Consider the following 23,833-nt stretch of genomic DNA (forward strand, 5'->3'; position numbering starts at 1 on the left):
TTAGCGGACCGCGAGAGGAGAGGGACCGTGCGCAAGGAATGGTCCCTGGTCATCGACCCGGTCCGGCAGATCTATGGCCGCTTCTGGCGGGAATCGCGGCTGACGCTGGTCGGCATCGCGGCTCTGGTGGTGATCTCGTCCTTCGGGCAGGTCATCACGCCTTATGTCTTCTCGCGCCTCATCGACACGCTCAACGCGCCTGAGCTGCCCGCTGCCATCGTCCTCATGTTCGTCGGCTACGCGCTCATGCGCGGGCTGGCCAACGCCATATCGCAGCTCGTCAACTTCATGGCCTGGATGGCGGCGCAGGGGCTCAACTTCATCAGCGGCACCGCCTTCTTCGACCGGCTGCTGCGCAAGCGGGTCAGCTTCTTCGTCGAGCACAACCCGGTCGAGATCCAGAACGCCCGCTCGCAGGGCGAGAACTCGCTCTTCGTCCTGGTTCAGCTCGGCATCATCGTCTTCATCCCCGCCGTGACGCAGATCGCCCTCAGCCTCATCGTGCTGGGCGCGGCGATCAATATCGAGATCGCGCTCATCGTCATCGTCTATGGCGTAGCCTTCATCGTCATGACCTATTGGGCCAACCACTGGACGCGGCCGTATCTCGACAAGGCGGTGGATGCGCAGCAGGAGGCGACGCGGTTTGTCGGCAACGCCGTCAACGCCATGGAGACCCTGCGCTATTTCGGCGGCGACCGCTGGATGAGCGACAACTTCTCGAGCCGCGCCGGCGCCGTCCGCACGGCGTGGCGCGCCTGGGCCATCCGGCGCATCGGCTTCATCGGCGGGTTCGGCCTGGCGCTGGCGACCCAGCTTGCCGTGACCTTCGCGCTCCTCATCCCGCGCTACGAGGCCGGCACGCTCAGCGTCGGCGATATCGTCCTCATCAACACCCTCATGATCCAGCTCAACCAGCCCTTCGAGATGGTGGGCTCGGCCATCAACGAGGTCGTGCGGGCCGTCTCCAATTTCCTGCCCTTCGCCCGCATGTGGGCGGAGCCGGAGGAGCCCGATACCGGCCGTGGCAAGCGCCTCATGCTCGATCGAGGCAGCATCGTCTTTGCGGATGTCGGCTACAGCTACGGCAATGCCGGCGCGACGGTCGGGCCGGTGAGCCTCGTCGCCGAGCGCGGCCACGTCACCTTCCTCACCGGCGAGACCGGCGCCGGCAAGTCGACGCTCTTCAAGCTGGCGCTCAAGGCGCTGGAGCCCACCGAGGGCCGGATCGTCGTGGATGGCACGGACCTTGAGGAGATCAGCCGCGACGACTGGTATTCGATCATCGGCGTCGTGCCGCAGGAAGTGATGCTGCTCAACGACAGCCTCCGGTCCAACATCGTTCTCGGCCGCGACTATGATCCCGAGCGGCTGCGGCTGGCGGCGCAGAAGGCCTCGATCCTCGATTTCGTCGAGGGTCTGCCGGAGACATTCGAGACCAATGTCGGCGAGCGCGGACTGAAACTCTCAGGCGGCGAGCGGCAGCGCATCGCCATCGCGCGGGCGCTCTATGGCGAGCCGGAAGTGCTGTTTCTCGATGAAGCCAGCTCGGCGCTCGACGAGGCGACGGAGGCCGAAATCATGGGGGAGTTGCGCCTGCTCGCCGACAGGATGACAATTCTGGCGATCACTCATCGGAAGGCCGTAATCGGCAAGCATGACACTGTCATCGATTTGCCCGGCGGCACCAAGACCGTTGAGGCGAATGACGAAATCGAGGCTTGAGAGGAAAAGACATGCAGCATCGCCGCTTGGGGAAGACCGGGTTCCAGGTTTCCGAGATCGGGCTCGGTCTCTGGCAGCTGGGAGGGGACTTCGGCCCGCTGGCGGACGATACGGCAACCGGCATCCTCGCCGAAGCCAACAGCCTCGGCGTCAATTTCTGGGATACGGCCGATGTCTATGGCTCGGGTCTTTCCGAAAGCCGCGTGCGCAGCTTTCCGGCCAAGGCGGGCGTCACCATTGCCACCAAGGTCGGGCGGTCGGGAACGCTCTATCCCGACAAGTATTCCAAGCAGGCGATCAAGGACAGCCTTGCCGGTTCCGCCCGGCGGCTGGGTGTCGAGGTGCTCGATCTCGTCCAGCTCCACACCATCCCCACCGAAGTGCTGCGGCAAGGCGACGTCTTCGGCTGGATGGACGAATTGCAGGCCGAGGGCCTCTTCCGCTTCTATGGCGCCAGCGTAGAGACCATTGAAGAGGGCCTGATCTGCCTCGAGCATGCGGGCGTCTCGACGCTCCAGATCATCTTCAACATCTTCCGGCAGGATGCCGCCAAGGAATTGCTGCCCCGGGCACGCGATCGCGACGTGGGCATCATCGTGCGCCTGCCGCTCGCCAGCGGGTTGCTGTCGGGCAAGTTCAGCGCCCACACCCATTTCGCCGCCCAGGACCACCGCTACTACAATCGCGACGGCAAGGCCTTCAATGTCGGGGAGACCTTTTCGGGCCTGCCCTTCGAAACCGGCCTCGCGCTCGCCGACGAGCTCAAGGACCTCGTGCCGGACGGCTGGACCATGGCGCAGATGGCGCTGCGCTGGATCCTCGACTACGAGCCGATCTCGACCGTCATCGCCGGCGTCTCGCGGCCCGAGCAACTGGCCGACAATGTCGCCGCCGCCGACCGCCCGCCGCTCTCGCGTGAGGTCCATGAGCGATTGGCCGGCTGGTATATCGAACGCGTCCGCCCCCACGTGCGCGGGCAGATTTGAGATGGCCGGCGGCGGGCACCCTTTTCGGGACCGCCGCGATGCCGGACGGCGGTTGGCCGCCGCACTCATGCGGTTCAAGTCCGCCGATCCGATCGTTCTCGCCCTGCCGCGCGGTGGGGTGCCGGTGGGCCACGAGGTCGCCGCGGCCTTGGGCGCTCCGCTCGACGTGCTCATCGTACGCAAGATCGGCGCGCCCGGCCATGAGGAACTCGGCCTCGGCGCCCTCGTCGAGGGCGACCCGCCCCAGATCGTCCTCAACGACGAGGTCATGGCCGCCATCTCGCCCTCGGGCGCCCATCTGGAAACCGAGCGGATGCGCCAGCTCGGCGAGATGAGCCGCCGCCGCAAGCTCTATCGCGGCGACCGCGCCCTGCCGCCGCTCGCCGGGCGCACCGTCATCCTCGTCGATGACGGCATCGCCACCGGAGGCACCGTTCGCGCCGCCCTGCGCGGTCTTGAGGCCTCGGGCGCGAAGACCGTGGTGCTGGCGGTGCCCGTCGCGCCGGCCGATGTGCTCGCCACGCTCCGGCCGTTGGCCGGGGAGGTCGTCTGCCTTGAGACACCACATCCCTTCAACTCGGTCGGGGAGCACTACCAGGAGTTCCCGCAGACGAGTGACGAAGAGGTGATTGCGCTCCTCGCCGAGCACGGCGGGGCTGGCGGAGCGGCGTCCTAGTCCCTACATTTCGGTTTTCGTTCGCGTTTTGAGAGCCCGCCATGCTGAAGCACCATGCCTTTGAACTGCTCCAGGAGCAGACCATCCCCGAGGTCAATTCGCTGGCGCGGCTTTACCGGCACAAGAAGACCGGGGCCGAAGTGCTCTCGCTGGTCAATGACGACGAGAACAAGGTGTTCGGCGTTACCCTCAAGACGCCGCCTTCCGATTCCACCGGCGTCGCTCATATCCTCGAGCATTCCGTGCTCTGCGGCAGCCGGAAATATCCGGTCAAGAAGCCCTTCGTGGAAATGCTCAAGGGCTCGCTCCACACTTTCCTCAACGCCATGACCTACCCGGACAAGACGACCTATCCGGTGGCCAGCCAGAATCTTCGCGATTTCTACAATCTGGTGGACGTCTACCTCGATGCCGTCTTCCACCCCCTGATTTCGGAAGACACGTTCAAGCAGGAAGGCTGGCACTACGAGATGGATGGGGGCAACGCTCCGCTCATCTACAAGGGTGTCGTCTTCAACGAGATGAAGGGCGTCTATTCCTCGCCCGAATCCGTGCTGCGCGATGTCTCGCAGCGCTCGATCTATCCGGACAACACCTATGGCGTGAGCTCGGGCGGCGATCCCAAGGCCATTCCCGATCTCACCTACCAGAACTTCAAGGCCTTCCACGAGCGCTTCTACCACCCCTCCAATACCCGCGCCTTCTTCTATGGGGACGACGATCCGGAGGAGCGGCTGAACATTCTGGACGCAGTGTTCTCCGAGTTCGACAAGGCACCGGTCACCTCGCAGGTCTCCCCGCAGAAGCGTTTTGCCGAGCCGCGTCGCGTCGAGCGCACCTATGCCTCGGGCGAACCCGAGCCGGGCAAACGCACCGGCATGGTCACGGTCAACTGGATGCTCGACGAGATCGTCGATCCCAAGGCGCGCCTCGCGCTCGACGTGCTCGAAATGGTGCTCGTCGGCACGCCCGCCGCGCCGCTACGCAAGGCCATGACCGATTCCGGCCTGGGCGAGAGCTTCGCCGGCGGTGGGTTCTCCGACGATTACCTCCAGCCCTTCGCCACCTTCGGGCTCAAGGGCATTGCCGATGCCGACCTTGCCAAGGTCGAGCCGATGATCCTCGACAACCTCAAGGCCCTTGCCGACAACGGCATCGACCCCAAGCAGATCGAGGCTTCGCTCAACACGCTCGAATTCGCCCTTCGCGAAAACAATACCGGCAGCTTCCCGCGCGGCATCTCGCTGATGCTGCGCTCGATGCGGACCTGGCTCCATGGCCACGATCCCTTGACCCCGTTGGCCTTCGAAGAAGCACTGACCAGCCTCAAGGAGGATATCGCCACCGGCCGGCCCCTCTTCGAGGACATGATCCGCACGCTCCTTATCGAGAACCAGCACCGCACGACCGTCATCCTTACCGCCGATCCCGCCCAGGGCACGCGCGACGCCAAGGCCGAGGAGGCGCGGCTGGCCGAACATCGCTCGGAGCTCGATCATGCGGGCCTTGAGGAAATCGTCGATGAAACCCGCGAGCTCAAGACGCTCCAGGAATCGCTCGATCCGCCGGAGGAACTGGCCAAGATTCCGGCGCTGCACCTCTCCGACCTGCCGCGCGAAGGCAAGACCATCCCCACCGAGGAGGATCGGGTCGCCGATACGCGCGTGCTGACGCACGATCTCGCCACCAACGGCATCCTCTATCTCGACCTCGCCTTCGACCTCGGCGTGCTGCCGGCAGAGCTGCTGCCCTATATGCCGATCTTCTCGCGGGCCCTGATGCAGACGGGCACGAAGAACGACGATTTCGTCTCCCTCTCCCAGCGCATCGGCCGGTCGACCGGCGGCATCTCGCCGGGCCAGATCATTTCCTCGCGCGTCGGCGGCGGCACCGCGGCCTATCTCGTGCTCCGCGGCAAGGCGGTGCCCGACAAGCTGCCGGAAATGTTCGCCATTCTCTCGGATATCATCCACACCGCCCGGCTCGACAACCACGAGCGCATCAAGCAGATGGTGCTGGAGAACAAGGCGGGCTTCGAGGGCCGGCTGGCCGGCGCAGGCTCGGGCCTCATGGCCAGCCGCATTACCTCGGCCCTGCGCGAAAGCGATTGGGTATCCGAGCAGACGGGCGGGCTCAGCCAGCTCTTCTTCCTCCGCAAGCTCGTCGACGAGGTACAGAACGACTGGCCTGCGGTGGAAGCCAAGTTGAAGCGTATTCGCGAACTGCTGTTCGGCCGCGTCTCGGCGCTGGCCAATATCACGGCCGACGCCGCTATCTGGCAGAAAGCGCGTCCGGACCTCGAAGCCTTCCTCAAGGGTCTGCCGGCCGGCTCGGCGCGCCCGGCAGCCTGGGCACCCGAATTCTCCCCGCGCAACGAGGCCTTCACTTTCCCGGGCCAGGTCAACTACGTGGCCAAGGGCGCCAACCTTTTCGACCTCGGCTACAAGCACAACGGCTCGATCGCCGTGGTGCTGCGGCATACGCAGACCACCTATCTCTGGGACAAGGTGCGCGTGCTCGGCGGCGCCTATGGCGCGAGCCTGGGCTACGACTTCCTCACCGGAAGTATCGCCTTCTCGTCTTATCGCGATCCGAACCTCCTCGGCACGCTCGCGGTCTATGACGCGACCTCCGCATTCCTGCGCCAGCCGCTCAGCGAGACGGAGCTCACACGCTCCATCATCGGCACGATCGGCACCATCGACCGCTATATGCTGCCCGATGCCAAGGGCTATGCAGCCATGGTCCGCATCATGACGGGAGACACCGACGAAGCCCGGCAGCGTCGGCGCGAGCAGGTGCTCGGCGCCACGACCAGGGACTTCCGCGAAGTGGCGGATTTCCTCGATGCGGTCGCCAGGTCGGGGCATGTCTCGGTGCTGGGTTCGGAAACGGCCATCGGTACGGCGAACGCCGAACGCGGCGGCTTCATGAAGGTGACGCGGGTGCTCTGACACCCGCGAACGCCGCCCATCACCACACTTCCCCGGGTCTTCGCCCGGGAAAGAGGTGTGGGTGGGGTAAGCTCGATGGTCTCTCCACTCATCTGAACGCGAACGCAAATTTCGCGTTAGTATGAACCATGGCCAGCCCGATCCTCGACCGCAATCTCCATATCCGCGCGATCGATACCTTCATCGATCCGACGAGCCCCAAGGCGCGGGCCATCATCACCCATGGCCATTCCGACCATGCCCGCTCCGGCCACGGCAAGGTGCTGGCCACCGCCGACACCATCGCCATCATGAAGGTGCGCTATGGCGAGGATTGCGCCGGCGCGTTCCAGGCCGTCGGTTACGGCGAAGTCATCGATATCGACGGCGTGCGCATCTCGCTTCATCCCGCCGGCCACATCCTCGGCAGCGCACAGGTGCTGATCGAGGCCGAGGGGCAGCGCGTGGTCGTCACCGGCGACTACAAGCGCCACCCCGACCGCACCGCCCAGCCCTTCGAACTCGTGCCCTGCGATCTTCTCGTCACCGAGGCCACGTTCGGACTGCCGGTCTTCCAGCACCCCGAGCCCGAAACCGAGATCGCGCGGCTCTTCAAATCCTTGAGCAACAGCCCCGACCGCACCCATGTCATCGGCTGTTACGCCCTGGGCAAGGCGCAGCGCGTCATCTCGCTGCTGCGCGTCTCGGGCTATGAGGCGCCGATCTACCTGCACGGCGCCATGGTGCGCCTGTGCGAGCTTTACGAAGAACGCGGCATTCCGCTGGGCGAGCTCCGCCTCGCCACCGAGACGCCCAAGGCCGAACTCGAGGGCGCCATCGTCATCGCTCCACCTTCGGCGATGAAGGATCGGTGGAGCCGGCGGCTCAGCGATCCCGTGCTCGCCTTCGCCTCGGGCTGGATGAGCATCAAGCAGCGTGCCCGCCAGAGTCTCGTCGAGCTGCCGCTGGTCATTTCCGACCATGTCGACTGGAACGAGCTGCGCCAGACCATAGCCGAAACCGGGGCGCAGACCGTCTGGGTCACCCATGGCCGCGAGGATGCGCTGGTCTATTACTGCCGGACGCAGGGGCTCAATGCCGAGCCGCTCAACATCCAGGGTTTTGAGGATAACGGGGAGGAGGAATGAAGCGCTTCGCCCAGCTCCTCGAACTGCTCGCCCTCACTCCCTCGCGCAACCGCAAGATCGAGGCGCTGGCCGGCTATTTCCGCGAAACGCCCGACCCCGACCGCGGCTTCGCTCTAGCCGTGCTGACCGGCGCGCTGACGTTCAAGAACGTCAAGCCGGCCGTATTGCGCGAGGTCGTGCTGCGCGAGGTCGATCCCTACCTTTTCGGCCTCTCCTATGACTATGTCGGCGATCTTGGCGAAACCATCGCCCTCATCTGGCCCCACCACGGCGGCACCGAAGACCTGCCTTCGCTCACCGACCTCATCGAGCTTTTCAACACCACGTCGAAAAGCGAGCTACCGGCCCTAATCGCTTCGCTCCTCACCCGCGCCGAGATCAACGAGCGCTGGGCTTTGGTCAAGCTCGCCACCGGCGCGCTGCGCATCGGTATTTCGGCCCGGCTCGCCAAGACGGCCCTGGCCGAGATGAGCGGCAAGGACCTCCAGGAAATCGAGGAAGTCTGGCACGGCATCACCGCGCCCTATGCCGAACTCTTCGCCTGGCTCGACGGCAAGGCCGAGCGCCCCGATATCGACCATGCTGCCCGCTTCCATCCGCTGATGCTTTCCAACCCGATCGACGAGGACAAGGATATCGGCAAGCTCGACCCAGCCGATTTCGCCGCCGAGTGGAAATGGGACGGCATCCGGGTGCAACTCATCATGTCGCGGGGTCGCGTCTCGCTGTTCTCGCGTACGGGCGACGATATCGCCGAGGCCTTTCCCGACATCGTCACCGAGGTGTTTGGCGAAGCCGTGCTCGACGGCGAATTGCTTGTCGGCCACGACTTCGAGCCGGCGCTCTTCAACGATCTCCAGCAGCGGCTCAACCGCAAGGTGGCGATCCAGAAACAACTGGCCGAATTCCCAGCCTTCATCCGCGTCTATGACATGCTGTTCGATGGCAGCGAGGACATTCGCGCGCTCCCCTGGAGCGAGCGGCGCCGGCATCTCGAAGACTGGTTCGCCGCCCATCCGCAAACCCGGCTCGACCTCTCCCCGGTGCTGGATTTCCAAAGCTGGGAAGAACTGGCCGAACTGCGCCGGCGTGGCGCCGACGAGCACGGCCACGAAGGCGTGATGGTCAAGCTCCGTACCGCGCCCTACATTCCCGGCCGCCCGAAAGGCTATTGGTACAAGTGGAAGCGCGATCCCAATGTCGTGGATGCCGTGCTGATGTATGCGCAGCGCGGACACGGCAAGCGCTCGTCCTTCTATTCGGATTTCACCTTCGGGGTGTGGAAGGGCAACGAGATCGTGCCGATCGGCAAAGCCTATTTCGGCTTCACCGACGAGGAACTGAAACAGCTCGATCGCTGGGTGCGCGCCAATACTGTGCAGTCCTTCGGGCCGGTGCGCGAGGTCAGGAAGGAACTGGTCCTCGAAATCGCCTTCGACTCGGCGCAACAATCGACCCGCCACAAATCCGGCGTCGCCCTGCGTTTCCCGCGCATCAACCGCATCCGCTGGGACAAGCCGATGAACGAAGCCGCCACGCTCGAAGACATGATGGTCTTCGTCAATGCCAGCTAGGACCGCCCATGTCGCTCCAATCCGTCCACAAGAAGATCGTCGCTCTCGAAAAGGAAATGCAGGAGGCCGCAGCCAATCTCGATTTTGAGAAGGCGGCCGCCCTGCGCAACGAGATCGACGCGCTTTCCGGCAAGGCTCCGCGCGATGTGGACGCTGAAGACGAAGGCCCGGCCGCCACAATCGTCAGCCAGCCCCCGCCCGGCGCGATGGGCCTTGGCACGCATATCCCGGTGGCGGAGCCACCAAAGGGCTGGCGCAAGCCGAAAAAGCCGGATCCGATGACAAGCAATGTGAAGAACCGCAAGGGGCGCTAGACGCCTCGCTAGTAGTGTTTACGGCACTGGACTATTTCGAGCGCGTCTTCAGCGTAGCGGTAAACGAGCCGATGCTCCTGATCGAGGCGGCGCGACCAGTATCCGGACAATTCCCCCTTTAGAGGCTCCGGTTTGCCTGTGCCTGAAAATGGGGTCCGCTGGCATTCCTTGATCAAGGCATTGAGCCGCTTCAGCAGCTTCTTGTCCTGCGCCTGCCAGTGCAGATAATCCTCCCAGCCGTCATCGGAGAAGGTGAGCTTCACTCTATGAGCTTCCGCTCCGTCGCCTTGCCTTCTTCCAGCTGCCTGATCGAGCGCAGGAGACGCTTGGCATTCTTGGGGCTGCCAAGCAGGTAGTTCGTCTCCTGCCACGAGGCAAAGTCCTCAAGCGACATCACCACGGCTGCGGGCTTGCCGCCGCCGCGGGTGATGAGGAGCGGCACATGGTCCTCGACGACATCGTTGATGTCCTCGGCAATGTTCTTGCGGAAGTCGGAAATGGATTTCGTGCGCATGCGATTTATGTACGCTTCTACGTACGAAAATTCAAGCCTTCTCCATCTCTCCCACGGCCAGCTTCCGCATCTCGCGCAGCTCGGCGATGGTCGTCTGGATGTCGCTCAATTGCTGCTCGAGCATGCCCAGCCGTTCGTCCACCTTTTCGACCAGCATGTTGGCCTGCTGCGTGCGGTTGGCGTCGTAAAGATCGAGATAGTCCGAGATTTCGCGCAGCGAGAAGCCGAGGCGCTTGCCGCGCAGGATCAGGATCAGGCGCGCGCGGTCGCGGCGGCGGAAGACGCGGGTGGCGCCGACGCGTTCGGGGGCGATGAGGCCCTTGGCCTCATAGAAGCGGATGGCGCGCGTGGAGATGCCGAACTCCCGGGCGAGATCGGCAATGGCGAAGAGGTCGCGGTTTTCGGGTTCAGGCCGGTTCACGGCTCTTGCCTTTCATCTGGCTGTATTCCTCCCGCAATTCCTTCTTGGAGAGCTTGCCGATCAGCGTTTTCGGCAGCGCCTCCTTGAAGATGATCTCGCGCGGCAGCTCCATCTTGTTGAGCTTGGCGGCGATGAAGGTCTTGAGTTCCGCTTCGCTGATAGTGGCCCCTTGCACGAGCTTGACGAAGGCGACGGGCGCCTCGCCGCGATAGGTGTCGGGAACGCCGATCACGGTGACTTCGTCCACCAGCTCATGCTCCATCAGCGCTTCCTCGATGGTGCGCGGATAGACGTTGAAGCCGGAGGAAATGATGAGGTCCTTGATGCGGTCGACAAGGAAAACATAGCCGTCCTCATCGACATAGCCGACATCGCCGGTGCGCAGCCAACCGTCCATGAAGGCGTTCCGGGTCGCCTCTTCGTCATTGAAATAGCCGGCCATGACCTGCGGCCCCTTGACCTGCAACTCGCCCGGCTCGCCGATGCCCTGCACCTTGCCGGTATCGATATCGACGAAGCGGATGTCGGTACCAGGCAGCGGCAGGCCGATCGACATGGGCTTGGAGGCCACGCGCAGCGCCGAACAGCAGACGACGGGCGAGGCCTCGGTCAACCCATAGCCCTCGGCCAGCAGCGCCTTGGAGACTTTGGCGAACTTCGCCCGCACCTCGTTGGGCAGCGGCGCGCCGCCCGACACCGCGACTTCGAGGCTCGCGATCTGCTCGGGCTTGACGTCCGACTTGGCAATGGCCTGCAGCAGCGTCGGCACGGCCAGCAGCACATTGGCGCGGGTGCGCACGAAGATATCGATCAGCGCCTTGAGCTCGAAGCGCGGCAGCATGATCACCGGAGTGCCATTGCAGAGCGGCACGTTCATGCAGGCGGTCATGGCGAAGATGTGGAAGAACGGCAGCACCGCCACGACCTTGGAGGGCGGATAGAAAAGCCCGCAGCCCCAGGCATCGATCTGCGCCATATTGGCCGCGATATTGGCATGGGTGAGCATCGCCCCCTTGGGCAGGCCCGTCGTGCCACCGGTATATTGCTGGACGGCGATGTCCTTGTGCTTGTCGATGATGACCGGCTCGGGCGTCTCCTTGCGCGCCAGCATGTCGGCGAAATGGGTGACCTGGCCGGCAATCCTCGATTTCCCGACCTTGGCAAGGTCGCGGCGCTTGGCCAGGAGGAACAGCGCGCGCTTGACCAGCGGCAGCGCATCGGGGAAGTGGCAGACGATCACCGACTTGACCAAACCGGCCTCGACCAGCGCCTCGGCCTTTTCGAACATTTGCTTGAGATCAAGCGTGATCATCAGATCCGCCTGCGCATTGGAGGCGATGTGGCTCAGCTCGTGGACGGTATAGAGCGGGTTGCAATTGACCACCGTGCCGCCGGCCCGCAGCACCGCATAATAGGAGATCACATAGAAGGGGGTATTGGGCAGCATCAGCGCCACGCGCGTGCCCTTCTTGACCCCGAACTGTTTCTGGAGCGCGCCGGCCAGCGAAATGATCGAACGCGCCAGTTCCCCGAAGCTGGTCGTGCCGCCGAGGAAATCGAGCGCCATAGCCAAAGGCTCGCTGGCGCAGGCCGCCAGCACCTGCTCGTGCACGGGCTGAAAATCGGCATCCAGCTCCCACTTGATCCCTTCCGGGTAGTGGCTGAGCCAGGGGCGCGGATGATCTTCGGTCTCGGCAACAGATGCCATCATGTCCTCCGGCGCGGATTCCCGCATTTTGCCGGAAATTATTCCATGGCCTTACGTAAGCGTCAAACCGCTGTCCCGCTTCATCCAGCGAGAAAAAGCCAAGGCTGACTTTTAAGTACGTGAGTTGACGCATACGTAAAGGACATGCATTCTTTACCGGCATGCCCTATCTAGATGGGGTGACGCCGCGTCAAAGAGGAGGACTCGATGACCCTGATCGTCTTGCTGCTCGGCCTGGTGGCGCTCGGCGCCCTCGCCATGCTGCGCTGCCCCCTCTGGCAATGGGCCATCGGCCTCCTCATCATCGGCGTGCTGCTGCGCCTCTCGGCCGGATTCGCCTTCGATTTCTGGCTGCTCCTGCTGCTCGTTCCCGGCATCCTGGTCGCATTGCTGACGGTCGAGCCGATCCGCCTGGCACTCTTCACCGGCCCGGCCTATCGCATGGTCAAGGCCATGCTGCCGCGCGTCTCGACCACCGAGCAGGAAGCGCTCGACGCCGGCACGGTCGGCTGGGATGCAGAACTCTTTTCGGGCGAGCCCGACTGGACGAAACTCACCTCGATCCGCAAGCTGACGCTTTCCGAGGAGGAACAGGCTTTCCTCGACGGCCCGGTCAACGAGCTTTGCGCCATGATCGATGACTGGGACATCCGCCACAACCGCGCCGACCTGCCGCCCGAAGTCTGGCAATATCTCAAGGACAAGGGTTTCCTCGGCATGCTGATCGCCAAGGAATATGGGGGCCTCGGCTTTTCGGCGCAGGCGCAATCCATGGTGGTGTCCAAGATCGCCAGTCGTTCCGTCGCTGCCGCCATCACGGTGATGGTGCCCAATTCCCTCGGCCCCGGCGAATTGCTCGAAAAATACGGCACGCCCGAGCAGAAGGAAAAATATCTCGCCCGGCTCGCCAAGGGCATCGAGGTGCCGTGCTTTGCGCTCACCGGCCCGCATGCCGGGTCCGATGCGGCCGGCATGCGCGATGTCGGTGTCGTCACCTATGGCGATTACCAAGGCCAGAAGGTGCTGGGCATCAACCTCTCCTGGGACAAGCGCTATATCACGCTCGCTCCTGTCGCCACGCTTATCGGCCTCGCCTTCAACCTCCACGATCCCGACAATCACCTCGGCAAGGGCGAGCATATCGGCATTACGCTGGCGCTGATCCCGGCCCACTTCCCCGGCGTCGAGATCGGCCGCCGCCACTATCCGGCGCGCTCGGCCTTCATGAACGGCCCGATCAAGGGCAGGAACGTCTTCGTGCCGATGGAATTCCTCATCGGCGGCACCGACTATGCCGGCCAGGGCTGGCGCATGCTGATGGAATGCCTGGCCACCGGGCGCGCCATTTCGCTGCCGGCCATCGGCACCGTTTCGATCAAGCAGGCTCTCCGCGTCACTAGCGCCTATGCCCGTATCCGCCGCCAGTTCGGCATTCCGGTGGGGATAATGGAGGGCGTGGCCGACCCGATCGCCCGCATGATCAAGTCGGCCTATACGTTCGAGGCCGCCCGCGCTCTCACCGCCTCGATGGTGGATGAAGGCCAGCGCCCTTCGGTGCTGTCGGCCTTGCTCAAATACCGCACCACCGAAGCCATGCGCGACCGGGTCGATGACGCCATGGATATTCATGGCGGGCGCGCCGTGCAGGATGGGCCGAGCAATTACCTGTTCTCGGGCTATTCCAACACGCCCGTCGCCATCACCGTCGAAGGCGCCAATATCCTCACCCGTACGCTCATTACCTTCGCTCAGGGGGCGCTGCGGGCGCATCCCTATCTCTATAGGGAGATCGCGGCGGTCCAGAACCCGGACCGCAAACAGGGCATCCGGGATTTCGACGCCGCCTTTTCCGGCCACATCGCCTATATGGGCCACAACAAGGTGGCGAGCCTCGTCCACGGCCTCACCTTCGCCCGCTTCGCCTCCTCGCCTGTCGAAGGCGACATGGCCATCTGGTATCGCCAGCTTCATCGCTATGCGCAGGATTTCGCGCTGGTCGGTGACTGGACCGTGGTATTCCTCGGCGGCGCGCTCAAGCGCAAGCAGCGGCTGGCCGGCCGCCTCGCCGATATCCTGTCGGACCTCTACCTCATGTCGGCCGTCCTCAAGCGCTATGAGGACGAGGGGCGGATCGAAGAAGACAAGCCCGTGGTGGAGACCGTGCTTGCCGATTGCTGTGCTTCCATAGAATCGAGCTTTGACACCGTTTTCGCCAACTTCCCCAACCGCTTCCTGGCGGTCGTGCTGCGCTTCCTGACCTTCCCGCTCGGTCGTCATGCCAAGCCGGCCTCGGACAAGGTCAATTACCGCATGGTACGCGCCGTGCTGCGGCCGGGAGCGTTCCGCGACCGGCTGACCACCGGCACTTATGTCAGCATGGATCCGAACGACATTACCGGCGTTCTCGAAGATGCCTTGATCAAGGTGACGGCGGCGGAGGATGCGGAGGCCAAGTTCGTGCGGGCCATCAAGAAGCATGTCGTCGAACGGCGGCTCGACCGCGACGCCATCATCGACGCGGTGGCGGCGGGCGTCCTTACCGAGGACGAAGCCAGGCTTTTGCGCATAGCCGACGAAGCCACCGACCGCGCCATCAAGGTCGACGATTTCGATCCTGAAGAACTCGCCCCCCGGCAACTCTCCCGCGCCGCCGAATAGGAGCCGCCATTGGCCTTACCCGAACTCAAAAACTGGCGTTTCGACGTCGATTTCGAACAGATCGGCTGGCTGACCATCGATACGCCCGGGGCCGGCGTCAACACGCTCTCGCGCCAAGCCATTGTCGAACTCGAAACCATTGTCAGCCATGTCGAGGAACTGGCCAATAGCCGCGAAATCCTCGGCGTGGTGCTGCTTTCTGGCAAAGAGGGCGGCTTTATCGCTGGGGCAGATATTTCCGAATTCGACGCCATGTCGGATTACTCGATCCTGCCCGAGGCGCTGCGGCGCACCCATGCCATTTTCCAGCGCATCGAGAACTTGAAGGTGCCATTCGTGGCCGGCATCCACGGCTTCTGCCTCGGCGGCGGGCTGGAGCTGGCGCTTGCCTGCCATTACCGGATCGCCGTCAACAACGACAAGACACGTATCGGCTTCCCCGAGGTCAACCTGGGCATTTTCCCCGGCTTCGGCGGCACTGGCCGCTCCGTTCGGCAGGCCGGGCCGATCGATGCCATGCAGATCATGCTCACCGGCCGCATGCTCAAGGCCGGCGCGGCGCGTGGCATGGGGCTGGTCGACAAGCTCGTGCGCCATCGGGACAATCTGCGCTGGGAAGGCCGCAAGGCGGTGCTGCAGAAGCGCCAGTCCAAGCCCGCGCCCTTCATCAAGCGCCTGATGGCGCTCGGCCCCGCACGGCCCTATCTCGTCAACAAGCTGCGCGAAGAAACCGCCAAGAAGGTCAGCCGCGAGCACTATCCTGCACCCTATGCGCTGATCGATCTGTTCGAGAAGCACGGCGATGACTGGCGCACCATGAGCGCCGGCGAAATCTCCGCCTTCGTGCCGCTGATGGGTTCGGAAACCGCCACCAACCTGCGCCGTGTCTTTTTCCTCTCCGAAGGTCTCAAGAAGCAGGGGCTCAGGGGCGCGGACAAGCCGCAGTTCAACCGCGTCCATGTGGTCGGCGCCGGCGTCATGGGCGGCGATATCGCTGCCTGGTGTGCCCTGCGCGGTCTTTCGGTGACGCTCCAGGACCTCGACATGGAGCGCATCAAGCCGGCACTCGAGCGGGCGAAAAAGCTCTTTCAGAAGCGGCTGAAAAAGTCGCGTGAGGTTGCCGCCGCCATGGCTCGCCTTGAGGCGGATGTCGAAGGCAAGGGGATCTCGCGCGCCGATGTCATCATCGAGGCCGTGGTCGAAAAACTCGAGATCAAGCACAAGGTGTTTCTGGACCTGGAAGCGAAGGCAAAGCCGACCGCGATCCTCGCCACCAACACGTCTTCCATCGAGCTCGAACGCATTGCTGAGGGCATGCAGGACCCGCCTCGTCTCATAGGCCTCCACTTCTTCAACCCTGTGGCGCAACTGCCGCTGGTCGAAGTCATCCGCTCGCGCTTCAATACCGATGCCGAAGTGGCGCTGGGCGCCTCTTTTGCGCTGGCCATTTCCAAGAGCCCGGTCATCGTCAGGTCGGCGCCCGGTTTCCTCGTTAACCGCGTGCTCATGCCCTACATGCTCGGCGCCGTCGAACGGGTCGAAAAGGGGGAGAGCAAGGAGCTGATCGACGCCGCGGCAATCGCTTTCGGCATGCCGATGGGGCCGATCGAGCTGATGGACACGGTCGGGCTCGATGTCGGCAAGTCGGTAGCCCAGGAACTGGGCCATCCCGTGCCCGAGGGCAGCAAGTTCGCAGCGCTGGTCAATGCGGGCAAGCTCGGACGCAAGACGGGTTCGGGCTTCTACACCTGGGAGAAGGGCAAGGCGCAGAAGGGGCCGGTGCCCGAGCACCCGGACCTTGCCGGACTCGGTCGCGAGCTGGTGAAGCCGCTGGTCGACACCACTGAAATCGTCGTGGCCGAAAACGTCGTCGCCAGTGCTGACCTCGCCGATATCGGCGTCATCCTCGGCACCGGATTTGCACCATTCCTCGGCGGGCCGACCAAGGCGCGCCAGGACGGCAAGGCATAAGGGAAGTACGCTCCATGGCTGAACTGCGCAGGGTCGCAATAATCGGGTCGCAACGCATTCCCTTCTGCCGGAGCTATACCGGCTATGCCGACGAAACCAACCTCTCTATGCTCGGCACGACCATCGGCGGGCTGGCAGACAAGTACAACCTCAGGGGAGAGGCCATCGGAGAAGTCATGGCCGGCGCCGTCATCGGCCATAGCCGCGATTTCAACCTCGCCCGCGAAGCCTCGCTCGATGCCGGCCTCTCCGCCCGCACGCCCGGCACCAATATTCAGATCGCCTGCGGCACGAGCCTGCAGGCCGCGCTCATCCTCGGCGCCAAGATCGCGACGGGCGAGATCGACAGCGGCATAGCCGCTGGCTCCGATACCGTTAGCGACGCGCCGATCGTCGTCGGCGACAGGTTCCAGCACCGGTTGTCCCGGCTCAACCGCGCCCGCTCGGTTGGCGAGAAGTTCAAGGCGCTGAAGGGTTTCTCCTTCGGCGAGCTGGCGCCGGTCGCGCCTTCGACCCAGGAGCCGCGCACCGGTCTTTCCATGGGCCAGCATTGCGAACTCATGGCCCGCCAATGGGGGATTACGCGCGAGGATCAGGATCGGCTGGCGCTCAAGAGCCATCAGAACGCTGCCAGAGCCTATGACGAGGGATTCCATGACGATCTTCTCGTCTCCTGCGCCGGCATCTGGCGCGACAACAATATCCGCGCCGATGCGAGCCTCGAAAAGATGGCGACCATGAAGCCGGCCTTCGACAAGACCTCCGGCCATGGGACGCTCACCGCCGCCAACTCGACCCCGCTGACGGACGGCGCCGCGTCCGTGCTGCTGGCCAGCGAAGACTGGGCCCGGGCGCATGGACTGCCTGTGCTTGCCTATCTGTCGATGGGCAAGGTCTCGGCCAACAATTTCGCTGCCGGCGAGGGTCTGCTCATGGCGCCGACTATCGCTGTTTCGGAAATGCTGGCCCGCTCCAACCTCACCTTCGCCGACATCGACCTCTTCGAGCTGCACGAGGCCTTTGCCGCCCAGGTGCTGTGCACCCTCAAGGCCTGGCGCGACCCGAAATACAATCGCGAGGTGCTCGAGCGCGAAACGCCGATGGGCGAGATCGATCCGGAGAGGATCAACGTCAAGGGCTCGAGCCTTGCCTATGGCCATCCCTTCGCTGCCACCGGTGCACGCATCCTCGGCATGGCTACCAAGATGCTCGAAACCGAGGACAAGCAGCGCGCCCTTATTTCCGTCTGTACGGCGGGTGGCATGGGGGTGGCGGCGCTGGTCGAGCGGGCCGGATGATTTTGCAGTAGAGCTAAAACGCTGCCGCCGAATTAAGGCAGTTAGTCTTACCTATCCCCCGTCAGGATGAACGGCGACGAGTCAGTTCTGTGTTGATCACTGTTCAGAACACCGTTGTATTTGAACAGTTTTTAGATCGGTAAACCGATTGTCTAAAACTGGTATTGCCGGATCAAGAATATCCGTTCGGGCGCGCCTTCAATACCTGTTGGTCTTCTTGAGCACGCCCGTTGACGCTTGCGTCAAGCTTGTCTACGTTTCCCGCTTCATTGCTGGCGGAATGGCAAAAAACCGCCTGCTCGAAAAGCACAAAACCGGGAACAAAATCTCGGCAGGGTTCAGGAAACAACAGGAGTAGGGACGATAATGAAAATTACCAAAGTCCTTAAAGCGGTCGCGACCGCCGGCGCGCTTGCGCTGTTCATGGGGGGCGCGGCGCAGGCCGTCACTCTCAATCTGGGTAACGGGGGCGAACCCGGTTCGCTCGATCCGCACAAGGTCTCCGGCGACTGGGAAAACCGTATCGTCGGCGAATATCTGGAAGGCCTCGTCGCCGAAGACGCGCAGGCCGACGCCATCCCCGGCCAGGCCGAATCCTGGACCATTTCCGATGACGGCCTGACCTATACCTTCAAGCTGCGCGCCGATGCGCAGTGGACCGACGGTCAGCCGGTCGTGGCGCAGAACTTCGTTGACGCCTTCCAGCGCCTCTTCGATCCCAAGACTGCTGCCGAATACGCCTACCTCCAGTATCCGATCAAGAATTCCTCCAAGATCGCCGGCGGCGAGATCACCGATTTCAGCCAGCTCGGCGTCAAGGCGATCGACGACAAGACCCTCGAGATCACCCTCGAAGATCCCACTCCGTTCTTCCTGCAGGCCCTGACCCACTACACCGCCTTCCCGATCCGCAAGGACATCATCGAGAAGTTCGGCGACCAGTGGACGCAGCCGGCCAATATCGTGGGCAACGGTCCCTACAAGATCACCGAATGGGTGCCGGGCTCCTACCTCAAGGGCGTCAAGAGCGACACCTATTACGGCAAGGACAACCTGAAGATCGATGAGATCGTCTGGAACAACACCGAAGACCTGACGGCTGCCCTCAACCGCTACCGCGCGGGCGAGCTGGATATCCTCACGGACTTCCCGGCCGACCAGTACCAGTGGCTGCAGGACAACCTGCCGGGCCAGGCGCACGTGGCGCCGTTCCTGGGTATCTACTACTACGTCTTCAACCAGTCCAAGGAACCGCTCAACAACATCGAGATCCGCAAGGCGCTCTCGATGGCCGTCAACCGCGACGTGATCGGGCCGGACGTGCTGGGCACGGGCGAACTGCCGGCCTATGGCTGGGTCCCGCCGGGCACCGCCAACTACGAAGGCGAGCAGTACATTCCGGAATGGTCCAAGCTCCCCTATGAGGAGAAGGTCAAGCAGGCGGCCGAGATCATGGCCAAGCTGGGCTACACCCCGGACAAGCCGCTCAAGCTGCAGCTTCGCTACAACACCAACGACAACCACCAGCGCATCGCCGTCGCCATCGCCTCGATGTGGAAGCCGATTGGCGTGGAAGTCGAGCTCTTCAACGCCGAAGTGGCCGTCCATTACGACGCGCTGCGCGCCGGCGACTTCCAGGTCGGCCGTGCCGGCTGGCTGCTCGACTACAACGATGCCTCCAATACCCTCGACCTCCTCAAGACCGGCGTCGAGAACAACTATGGCCGTTACTCGAACCCCAAGTTCGACGAACTGATGGTCCAGGCCTCCAAGGAGACCGACCTCGTCAAGCGCGCCGGCTTCATGCATGAAGCCGAGAAGCTGGCCATGGACGAATTCGGCGCTCTGCCGATTTATTGGTACGTGTCCAAGAACGTCGTTTCCCCGAAGATTTCGGGCTTCGAGGACAATACTCAGGACATCCACCGCGTCCGTTGGATGAGCAAGTCGGAATAATCCGATAGCGGGAGCCGCGGCTAGCGTCGCTGCGGCTCCCGCTACCGCCTAGTGGCCCCGGCGGGGGCGGCGCGGCGGCCTAACAAAGGACCGGTCACATGTTCGGTTACGCCTTGCGGCGTGTCGCGTCGGCTATCCCCGTCGTGCTCATCGCCATCACGCTCTGTTTCTTCATTCTCCGGCTCGCCCCGGGCGGCCCGTTCGACGGTGAACGCGCTCTGCCGGCAGATGCCCTGAAGAACCTGCGAGCCTACTACAATCTCGATCAGCCCCTGTTCGTCCAATACCTGCTCTATGTGGGCGGCGTGTTCCGTGGCGATCTCGGCCCCTCCATGGTCATGACCGATTTCTCGGTCAGCCAGCTCATGATGATCGGCCTGCCCTTCACGCTTACGCTGGGCTTTTCCGCCTTCATCATCGGTACGGCTTTCGGCCTCGTGGCGGGTGCCCTGGCGGCGCTCTACCAGAACAAGTGGCCTGACTACGTCCTGGTCTTCGTCGTTCTCATCGGCCTCATCATTCCCAATTTCCTCATGGCCAACCTGTTGCAGCTGCTCTTCGGGGTGTATCTGCGCTGGTTGCCGGCGGGCGGCTACGTGCCCGGCTCGTGGATCCACCTGGTCCTGCCCATCACCATTCTCGTGCTGCCGCATGGCGGCCGCGTCGCGCGCCTGATGCGCGGCTCGATGATCGAGGTGCTGGGTACGAACTATGTGCGCACCGCGCGCTCCAAGGGCCTTGGTACGCGCCTCATCCTCGCCCGACACGCCATCAAGCCGGCGCTGCTACCGGTGGTCTCCTATCTGGGGCCGGGCCTTTCCTACCTCCTCACCGGCTCGCTGGTGGTGGAGCAGGTCTTCGCCCTGCCGGGGATCGGCAAGTACTTCATCACCGCCGCGCTTAACCGCGACTACGGCCTCGTGCTCGGAACCACCATTCTCTACATGTTCATCATCCTGGTGCTGAACCTGATCGTCGACATCGTCTATGCCTGGCTCGATCCCAAGGTGAGGTACCGCTGATGGCCGGGATCACTGGAAAAGACACCGTTCTCACCGACTACGCGGCAACCCTTGCCAGCGACGCGCCCAAGGGGCGTTCGCTCACGCAGGACGCGCTGCGTCGTCTCTACGCCAACAAGGCGGCCGTAGCCTCGATCTTCATTCTCGTGGCCATCGTGCTTATCGCCTTCATCGGCCCGTTCTTCCTGCCCTGGAAGCTCGACGAGATCGACTGGTCGGCCATCCGCAAACCGCCCGATTTCTCCAAGGGCCATTACTTCGGCACCGACCAGAACGGGCGCGACATGCTCGCCCGCACGCTGCAGGGCACGCAGATGTCGCTCATCGTGGCAGCCGTGGCGACCTTCGTCTCGGTGGTCATCGGCATTATCTACGGCGCTATCGCCGGCTATTTCGGCGGCCGGATCGACGCCATCATGATGCGCTTCGTCGATATCATGTACGCACTGCCCTACATCCTCTTCGTCATCATCCTGGTGGTGATGTTCGGCCGCAATCCGGTGCTGCTGTTCGTGGGCATCGGGTGCCTCGAATGGCTGACCATGGCCCGTATCGTGCGCGGCCAGACGCTCTCGCTCAAGGAGCGTGAATTCGTCGAGGCGGCAAGGGCAGGGGGCGCCAAGCCCTTTGCCATCATCATGCGCCACATCGTGCCCAATCTCACAGGCCCCGTGGTCATCTACGCCACCCTCACCATTCCCGAGATCATCATCACGGAGAGCTTCCTCTCCTATCTCGGGCTTGGCGTTCAGGAGCCGCTGACCTCGCTCGGCACGCTCATTTCCTTCGGCGCGCCGGTCGTCGAGCAGCTCCCCTGGATGCTGTTCTCGCCCGCCGTCTTCCTCGTGCTCATGCTGCTCTGCCTCTCCTATCTCGGCGACGGCCTGCGCGACGCGCTCGATCCAAAGGACAGATGATGAAAGAGGTACTCAAGGTCCAAGACCTCTCGGTCAAGTTCGCCCTCCACGAGAGCGAGGTGACTGCCGTTTCCGATCTCAACTTCACCCTCCACCAGGGCGAAACCCTCGCCGTGGTGGGCGAAAGCGGCTCGGGCAAGAGCCAGGCATTCCTCTCGATCATGGGGCTGCTCGCCAAGAACGGCCGCGCCTCCGGCAAGGCCATGCTTGGAGACGTCAACCTGGTGGGGCTCACGCCCGACCAGCTCGACGTCTATCGCGGGCGCGACATCGCCATGATCTTCCAGGATCCGATGACCTCGCTCAATCCGAGCCTCAAGATCAAGACGCAGCTCGCGGAGGTGCTGGTCAAGCATCAGGGGTACGACAAAGGCAAGGCGGTTCGTGCTGCCATCGAGATGCTCGAACGCGTCGGCATCCCTGAGCCCGCCAAGCGCGCCGAGACCTATCCGCATGCGCTTTCCGGCGGCATGCGCCAGCGCGTGATGATTGCCATGGCACTGCTCTGCAAGCCCAAGATCCTGATCGCGGACGAGCCGACCACGGCGCTCGACGTGACGGTGCAGGCGCAGATGCTGGAGCTCTTCAGCAATCTCACCACCGAGTTCGGTACCGCGCTCGTCCTCATCACCCACGATCTGGGCGTGGTGGCGGGCGTCGCCGACAAGGTGATGGTGATGTATGGCGGGCGCTGCATCGAGAAGGGCGACACCGAGACGCTGTTCTACGATCCGCGTCATCCCTATACGTTCGGCCTCCTCAACTCGACGCCGCATATCGAGCGGCGCGAGCAGCGACTCAAGCCGATCGAGGGGTTGCCGCCGAGCCTGGAACACCTGCCCAAGGGCTGCGCGTTCCATCCCCGCTGCGCCTTCCGCTTTGCCGAATGCCTCGACCGGCGCCCGCCGCTGGTGGAGGAGGAGGGTGGGCGTGAACGCGCCTGCTTCTACCATGGCCCCCTGCAGCTTTCGGAGCATGTGGCATGACCGAGTTGCTGCGTATCGATGGTCTCAAGAAGACCTTTTCCATCGCCAACGGCCTTTTCGGTCGCCCGCTGACGCTCACTGCGCTCGAGGACATCTCGTTCTCGGTGCAGAAGGGTGAGACGCTGGGTATCGTGGGCGAGAGCGGCAGCGGCAAGTCGACGCTCGGCCGCTGCATCCTACAGCTCCTGTCGCCTGACCAGGGCAAGGTGCTCTGGTTGGGCCAGGACCTCACCCGGCTGCCCGATGAGGAGATGCGGCGCAAGCGGCGCGACCTGCAGATCATCTTCCAGGATCCGCTGGCTTCCCTCAATCCGCGCATGACGGTGGGCGAGATCATCGCCGATCCCCTGCGCACGCTGATGCCCGAACTCAACCGGGAGCAGCGGCGGGCCAAGGTTATCAAGATGATGGAGGCTGTGGGCCTCCTTCCCGAGATGATCAACCGTTATCCGCACGAGTTTTCGGGTGGGCAGGCGCAGCGTATCGGCATCGCCCGGGCGCTGATCACCGAGCCCAAGCTCATCGTCTGCGACGAGCCGGTTTCGGCACTGGACGTCTCGATCCAGGCGCAGATTCTCAACCTGCTCTCCGAGCTCAAGGATGAATTCGGCCTCACGCTGATCTTCATCTCGCACAACCTTTCGGTCGTGCGGCACGTGTCGGATCGGATCCTGGTGCTCTATCTCGGCCGCATCGTCGAGATGGCGAAGGGTGATGATATCTATGACGACCCCAGGCATCCCTATACGAGGGCGCTACTGACGGCCGTGCCGATCCCCGATCCGCGGTTGGCGCGGGAGCGCAATATCGATGCGTTGCGCGGCGAAATTCCCTCGCCGATCAACCCGCCTTCGGGTTGCACCTTCCGTACTCGCTGCCGCTTCGCCAAGCCGATCTGCGCCGAAGTGCGCCCGGCGCTCGAAACCCTGGCCGGCGACCGCCTCGTCGCCTGCCACCGCTGGCGCGACCTCGACCTCGAACACCCCGTTCCCTCGGTCTAGGCCCCAACGCTTCCTTCTCCCCTTG

At 63.6% G+C, this 23,833-nt stretch carries 19 protein-coding genes; 15 read left to right on the top strand and 4 right to left on the bottom strand.

The annotated features are described in order from the left end of the window. Window positions 1-27 precede the first annotated feature (27 nt). From JNE37_RS11865 to JNE37_RS11895, 7 genes are all read left to right on the top strand, one after another. Window positions 28-1,725, top strand: coding sequence for an ABC transporter ATP-binding protein (locus JNE37_RS11865; protein ID WP_246513223.1), 1,698 nt, complete (start codon window positions 28-30; stop codon window positions 1,723-1,725). An 11-nt stretch (window positions 1,726-1,736) separates the two neighbouring features. Next, window positions 1,737-2,711, top strand: a complete 975-nt coding sequence (locus JNE37_RS11870) for an aldo/keto reductase (RefSeq protein WP_182399352.1) — start codon at window positions 1,737-1,739, stop codon at window positions 2,709-2,711. Between the two features lie 67 nt (window positions 2,712-2,778). Next, the gene (locus JNE37_RS11875) at window positions 2,779-3,387 is read left to right on the top strand and encodes a phosphoribosyltransferase (RefSeq protein ID WP_246513224.1); all 609 of its coding nucleotides are present in this window, start codon (window positions 2,779-2,781) and stop codon (window positions 3,385-3,387) included. Window positions 3,388-3,428: 41 nt separating this feature from the next. Continuing rightward, a complete protein-coding gene (locus JNE37_RS11880) occupies window positions 3,429-6,341 on the top strand; it encodes an insulinase family protein (RefSeq protein ID WP_203062940.1) in 2,913 nt (970 codons plus the stop codon). A 128-nt stretch (window positions 6,342-6,469) separates the two neighbouring features. After that, the gene (locus JNE37_RS11885) at window positions 6,470-7,468 is read left to right on the top strand and encodes a ligase-associated DNA damage response exonuclease (protein WP_182399355.1); all 999 of its coding nucleotides are present in this window, start codon (window positions 6,470-6,472) and stop codon (window positions 7,466-7,468) included. Then, complete coding sequence (locus JNE37_RS11890; protein WP_203062941.1) at window positions 7,465-9,042, top strand: cisplatin damage response ATP-dependent DNA ligase; 1,578 nt, start codon at window positions 7,465-7,467, stop codon at window positions 9,040-9,042. Before JNE37_RS11885 ends, JNE37_RS11890 begins: the two co-directional genes overlap by 4 nt. 8 nt (window positions 9,043-9,050) lie before the next feature. Continuing rightward, on the top strand, window positions 9,051-9,356 hold the full coding sequence (locus JNE37_RS11895; RefSeq protein WP_203062942.1) for a UvrB/UvrC motif-containing protein: 306 nt from the start codon (window positions 9,051-9,053) through the stop codon (window positions 9,354-9,356). An 8-nt stretch (window positions 9,357-9,364) separates the two neighbouring features. Here JNE37_RS11895 and JNE37_RS11900 read toward each other — a convergent pair whose 3' ends face one another. The 4 genes from JNE37_RS11900 to JNE37_RS11915 are packed head-to-tail and all read right to left on the bottom strand — an operon-like array spanning window position 9,365 to window position 11,999. Further along, the gene (locus tag JNE37_RS11900) at window positions 9,365-9,619 is read right to left on the bottom strand and encodes a Txe/YoeB family addiction module toxin (RefSeq protein ID WP_203062943.1); all 255 of its coding nucleotides are present in this window, start codon (window positions 9,617-9,619) and stop codon (window positions 9,365-9,367) included. Next, window positions 9,616-9,870, bottom strand: a complete 255-nt coding sequence (locus JNE37_RS11905; protein WP_203062944.1) for a type II toxin-antitoxin system Phd/YefM family antitoxin — start codon at window positions 9,868-9,870, stop codon at window positions 9,616-9,618. The genes JNE37_RS11900 and JNE37_RS11905 overlap by 4 nt, the downstream gene beginning before the upstream one ends. Window positions 9,871-9,901: 31 nt before the next feature. Beyond that, a complete protein-coding gene (locus JNE37_RS11910; RefSeq protein ID WP_035035585.1) occupies window positions 9,902-10,291 on the bottom strand; it encodes a MerR family DNA-binding protein in 390 nt (129 codons plus the stop codon). Continuing rightward, window positions 10,278-11,999: a long-chain-fatty-acid--CoA ligase gene (locus JNE37_RS11915; protein WP_203062945.1), complete on the bottom strand. Its 1,722-nt coding sequence runs from the start codon at window positions 11,997-11,999 to the stop codon at window positions 10,278-10,280. Before JNE37_RS11915 ends, JNE37_RS11910 begins: the two co-directional genes overlap by 14 nt. Before the next feature lie 207 nt (window positions 12,000-12,206). On the opposite strand from JNE37_RS11915, the gene JNE37_RS11920 reads away from it, so the two are divergent. The 8 genes from JNE37_RS11920 (at window position 12,207) to JNE37_RS11955 (ending at window position 23,808) form a co-directional block, all read left to right on the top strand. After that, window positions 12,207-14,657, top strand: a complete 2,451-nt coding sequence (locus JNE37_RS11920) for an acyl-CoA dehydrogenase (RefSeq protein WP_203062946.1) — start codon at window positions 12,207-12,209, stop codon at window positions 14,655-14,657. A gap of 9 nt (window positions 14,658-14,666) precedes the next feature. Beyond that, window positions 14,667-16,628 carry a 3-hydroxyacyl-CoA dehydrogenase NAD-binding domain-containing protein gene (locus JNE37_RS11925; RefSeq protein WP_203062947.1) on the top strand — a complete coding sequence of 654 codons (1,962 nt, stop codon included), beginning with the start codon at window positions 14,667-14,669 and terminating at the stop codon, window positions 16,626-16,628. 14 nt (window positions 16,629-16,642) lie between these two features. Continuing rightward, complete coding sequence (locus tag JNE37_RS11930; RefSeq protein WP_203062948.1) at window positions 16,643-17,926, top strand: acetyl-CoA C-acetyltransferase; 1,284 nt, start codon at window positions 16,643-16,645, stop codon at window positions 17,924-17,926. 366 nt (window positions 17,927-18,292) lie between these two features. Next, window positions 18,293-19,882 (top strand): peptide ABC transporter substrate-binding protein, encoded by a 1,590-nt coding sequence (locus JNE37_RS11935; protein ID WP_035035594.1) that lies wholly within the window; start codon window positions 18,293-18,295, stop codon window positions 19,880-19,882. A gap of 98 nt (window positions 19,883-19,980) precedes the next feature. After that, window positions 19,981-20,904 carry an ABC transporter permease gene (locus JNE37_RS11940; RefSeq protein WP_035035596.1) on the top strand — a complete coding sequence of 308 codons (924 nt, stop codon included), beginning with the start codon at window positions 19,981-19,983 and terminating at the stop codon, window positions 20,902-20,904. Beyond that, window positions 20,904-21,821: an ABC transporter permease gene (locus JNE37_RS11945; protein WP_035035599.1), complete on the top strand. Its 918-nt coding sequence runs from the start codon at window positions 20,904-20,906 to the stop codon at window positions 21,819-21,821. Before JNE37_RS11940 ends, JNE37_RS11945 begins: the two co-directional genes overlap by 1 nt. Next, window positions 21,818-22,807: an ABC transporter ATP-binding protein gene (locus JNE37_RS11950; RefSeq protein ID WP_035035602.1), complete on the top strand. Its 990-nt coding sequence runs from the start codon at window positions 21,818-21,820 to the stop codon at window positions 22,805-22,807. Before JNE37_RS11945 ends, JNE37_RS11950 begins: the two co-directional genes overlap by 4 nt. Then, window positions 22,804-23,808: an ABC transporter ATP-binding protein gene (locus JNE37_RS11955; protein ID WP_203062951.1), complete on the top strand. Its 1,005-nt coding sequence runs from the start codon at window positions 22,804-22,806 to the stop codon at window positions 23,806-23,808. Before JNE37_RS11950 ends, JNE37_RS11955 begins: the two co-directional genes overlap by 4 nt. Window positions 23,809-23,833 lie beyond the last annotated feature (25 nt).

The organism is Paradevosia shaoguanensis (genome assembly GCF_016801025.1).
GTDB classification, from domain to species: domain Bacteria; phylum Pseudomonadota; class Alphaproteobacteria; order Rhizobiales; family Devosiaceae; genus Paradevosia; species Paradevosia shaoguanensis.

Excerpts from the sequence above, each read along its gene's own strand:
- JNE37_RS11920 (WP_203062946.1), top strand. The coding sequence starts at position 12,207 with ATGACCCTGATCGTCTTGCTGCTCGGCCTGGTGGCGCTCGGCGCCCTC.
- JNE37_RS11945 (WP_035035599.1), top strand. The coding sequence starts at position 20,904 with ATGGCCGGGATCACTGGAAAAGACACCGTTCTCACCGACTACGCGGCA.
- JNE37_RS11950 (WP_035035602.1), top strand. The coding sequence starts at position 21,818 with ATGATGAAAGAGGTACTCAAGGTCCAAGACCTCTCGGTCAAGTTCGCC.
- JNE37_RS11935 (WP_035035594.1), top strand. The coding sequence starts at position 18,293 with ATGAAAATTACCAAAGTCCTTAAAGCGGTCGCGACCGCCGGCGCGCTT.
- JNE37_RS11870 (WP_182399352.1), top strand. The coding sequence starts at position 1,737 with ATGCAGCATCGCCGCTTGGGGAAGACCGGGTTCCAGGTTTCCGAGATC.
- JNE37_RS11930 (WP_203062948.1), top strand. The coding sequence starts at position 16,643 with ATGGCTGAACTGCGCAGGGTCGCAATAATCGGGTCGCAACGCATTCCC.
- JNE37_RS11905 (WP_203062944.1), bottom strand. The coding sequence starts at position 9,870 with ATGCGCACGAAATCCATTTCCGACTTCCGCAAGAACATTGCCGAGGAC.
- JNE37_RS11890 (WP_203062941.1), top strand. The coding sequence starts at position 7,465 with ATGAAGCGCTTCGCCCAGCTCCTCGAACTGCTCGCCCTCACTCCCTCG.
- JNE37_RS11885 (WP_182399355.1), top strand. The coding sequence starts at position 6,470 with ATGGCCAGCCCGATCCTCGACCGCAATCTCCATATCCGCGCGATCGAT.
- JNE37_RS11895 (WP_203062942.1), top strand. The coding sequence starts at position 9,051 with ATGTCGCTCCAATCCGTCCACAAGAAGATCGTCGCTCTCGAAAAGGAA.
- JNE37_RS11940 (WP_035035596.1), top strand. The coding sequence starts at position 19,981 with ATGTTCGGTTACGCCTTGCGGCGTGTCGCGTCGGCTATCCCCGTCGTG.
- JNE37_RS11875 (WP_246513224.1), top strand. The coding sequence starts at position 2,779 with ATGCGGTTCAAGTCCGCCGATCCGATCGTTCTCGCCCTGCCGCGCGGT.
- JNE37_RS11915 (WP_203062945.1), bottom strand. The coding sequence starts at position 11,999 with ATGGCATCTGTTGCCGAGACCGAAGATCATCCGCGCCCCTGGCTCAGC.
- JNE37_RS11955 (WP_203062951.1), top strand. The coding sequence starts at position 22,804 with ATGACCGAGTTGCTGCGTATCGATGGTCTCAAGAAGACCTTTTCCATC.
- JNE37_RS11880 (WP_203062940.1), top strand. The coding sequence starts at position 3,429 with ATGCTGAAGCACCATGCCTTTGAACTGCTCCAGGAGCAGACCATCCCC.